The organism is Streptomyces xanthophaeus (genome assembly GCF_000725805.1).
In the GTDB taxonomy this organism is placed as follows: domain Bacteria; phylum Actinomycetota; class Actinomycetes; order Streptomycetales; family Streptomycetaceae; genus Streptomyces; species Streptomyces xanthophaeus.
Window position 1 is genome coordinate 1 of sequence record NZ_JOFT01000078.1, and the last position, 3,171, is coordinate 3,171.

At 56.6% G+C, this 3,171-nt stretch carries 1 rRNA gene; it reads left to right on the forward strand.

What is annotated here, in order from left to right:
• Window positions 1-56: 56 nt before the first annotated feature.
• Window positions 57-3,139, forward strand: a 23S ribosomal RNA gene (locus tag IO30_RS0128935).
• The last annotated feature ends 32 nt before the right edge of the window (window positions 3,140-3,171 follow it).

The window sequence follows — 3,171 nt, forward strand, 5'->3', positions numbered from 1 at the left end:
GGGTGATGGGTGGCTGGTCGTTGCTTGAGAACTACACAGTGGACGCGAGCATCTGTGGCCAAGTTTTTAAGGGCACACGGTGGATGCCTTGGCACCAGGAACCGATGAAGGACGTGAGAGGCCGCGATAGGCCCCGGGGAGCTGCCAACTGAGCTTTGATCCGGGGGTGTCCGAATGGGGAAACCCGGCAGTCGTCATGGGCTGTCACCCACTGCTGAACACATAGGCAGTGTGGAGGGAACGAGGGGAAGTGAAACATCTCAGTACCCTCAGGAAGAGAAAACAACCGTGATTCCGGGAGTAGTGGCGAGCGAAACCGGATGAGGCCAAACCGTATGCGTGTGATACCCGGCAGGGGTTGCGCATGCGGGGTTGTGGGAATTCTTTTGATCGGTCTGCCGGCCGGTCGGCGAGTCAGAAACCGTTGATGTAGTCGAAGGACATGCGAAAGGTCCGGCGTAGAGGGTAAGACCCCCGTAGACGAAACATCAGCGGCTTGCTTAAGAATCTCCCAAGTAGCACGGGGCCCGAGAAATCCCGTGTGAATCTGGCGGGACCACCCGCTAAGCCTAAATATGAAAAGTACCGCGGGAGCGGAGTGAAATAGTACCTGAAACCGTGTGCCTACAAGCCGTGGGAGCGTCGCCGTTGTTCTTCGGAACAACGGTCGTGACTGCGTGCCTTTTGAAGAATGAGCCTGCGAGTTAGCGGTGTGTAGCGAGGTTAACCCGTGTGGGGAAGCCGTAGCGAAAGCGAGTCCGAATAGGGCGATTGAGTTGCACGCTCTAGACCCGAAGCGGAGTGATCTAGCCATGGGCAGGTTGAAGCGGAGGTAAGACTTCGTGGAGGACCGAACCCACCAGGGTTGAAAACCTGGGGGATGACCTGTGGTTAGGGGTGAAAGGCCAATCAAACTCCGTGATAGCTGGTTCTCCCCGAAATGCATTTAGGTGCAGCGTCGTGTGTTTCTTGCCGGAGGTAGAGCACTGGATAGGCGATGGGCCCTACCGGGTTACTGACCTTAGCCAAACTCCGAATGCCGGTAAGTGAGAGCACGGCAGTGAGACTGTGGGGGATAAGCTCCATGGTCGAGAGGGAAACAGCCCAGAGCATCGACTAAGGCCCCTAAGCGTACGCTAAGTGGGAAAGGATGTGGAGTCGCAGAGACAACCAGGAGGTTGGCTTAGAAGCAGCCACCCTTGAAAGAGTGCGTAATAGCTCACTGGTCAAGTGATTCCGCGCCGACAATGTAGCGGGGCTCAAGCGTACCGCCGAAGTCGTGTCATTGCAGCAATAGGGCCAACGCCCGCTGTGATGGGTAGGGGAGCGTCGTGTGCCGGGTGAAGCAGCAGCGGAAGCTAGTTGTGGACGGTTCACGAGTGAGAATGCAGGCATGAGTAGCGATACACACGTGAGAAACGTGTGCGCCGATTGACTAAGGGTTCCTGGGTCAAGCTGATCTGCCCAGGGTAAGTCGGGACCTAAGGCGAGGCCGACAGGCGTAGTCGATGGACAACCGGTTGATATTCCGGTACCCGCTTTGAAACGCCCAATATCGAATCCTCTAATGCTAAGTCCGTGAAGCCGTTCCGGACCCTTCGGGGAAAGGAAAGTGGTGGAGCCGACGATCCAAGGTGGTAGTAGGTAAGCGATGGGGTGACGCAGGAAGGTAGTCCAGCCCGGGCGGTGGTAGTCCCGGGGTAAGGGTGTAGGCCGAGGGGTAGGCAAATCCGTCCCTCATATAAGGCTGAGACCTGATGCCGAGCCGATTGTGGTGAAGTGGATGATCCTATGCTGTCGAGAAAAGCCTCTAGCGAGTTTCATGGCGGCCCGTACCCTAAACCGACTCAGGTGGTCAGGTAGAGAATACCGAGGCGTTCGGGTGAACTATGGTTAAGGAACTCGGCAAAATGCCCCCGTAACTTCGGGAGAAGGGGGGCCATCACTGGTGAGAGGACTTGCTCCTTGAGCTGGGGGTGGCCGCAGAGACCAGCGAGAAGCGACTGTTTACTAAAAACACAGGTCCGTGCGAAGCCGTAAGGCGATGTATACGGACTGACGCCTGCCCGGTGCTGGAACGTTAAGGGGACCGGTTAGTCACATTTCGGTGTGGCGAAGCTGAGAACTTAAGCGCCAGTAAACGGCGGTGGTAACTATAACCATCCTAAGGTAGCGAAATTCCTTGTCGGGTAAGTTCCGACCTGCACGAATGGCGTAACGACTTCTCGACTGTCTCAACCATAGGCCCGGTGAAATTGCACTACGAGTAAAGATGCTCGTTTCGCGCAGCAGGACGGAAAGACCCCGGGACCTTTACTACAGTTTGATATTGGTGTTCGGTTCGGCTTGTGTAGGATAGGTGGGAGACTTTGAAGCAGCCACGCCAGTGGTTGTGGAGTCGCCGTTGAAATACCACTCTGGTCGTGCTGGATGTCTAACCTCGGTCCGTGATCCGGATCAGGGACAGTGTCTGATGGGTAGTTTAACTGGGGCGGTTGCCTCCCAAAGGGTAACGGAGGCGCCCAAAGGTTCCCTCAGCCTGGTTGGCAATCAGGTGTTGAGTGTAAGTGCACAAGGGAGCTTGACTGTGAGACCGACGGGTCGAGCAGGGACGAAAGTCGGGACTAGTGATCCGGCGGTGGCTTGTGGAAGCGCCGTCGCTCAACGGATAAAAGGTACCCCGGGGATAACAGGCTGATCTTCCCCAAGAGTCCATATCGACGGGATGGTTTGGCACCTCGATGTCGGCTCGTCGCATCCTGGGGCTGGAGTCGGTCCCAAGGGTTGGGCTGTTCGCCCATTAAAGCGGTACGCGAGCTGGGTTTAGAACGTCGTGAGACAGTTCGGTCCCTATCCGCTGTGCGCGTAGGAATATTGAGAAGGGCTGTCCCTAGTACGAGAGGACCGGGACGGACGAACCTCTGGTGTGCCAGTTGTCCTGCCAAGGGCATGGCTGGTTGGCTACGTTCGGGAGGGATAACCGCTGAAAGCATCTAAGCGGGAAGCCTGCTTCAAGATGAGTATTCCCACCTCCTTGAGAGGGTAAGGCTCCCAGTAGACGACTGGGTTGATAGGCCAGATGTGGAAGCCCGGTAACGGGTGAAGCTGACTGGTACTAATAGGCCGAGGGCTTGTCCTCAGTTGCTCGCGTCCACTGTGTTAGTTCTGAAG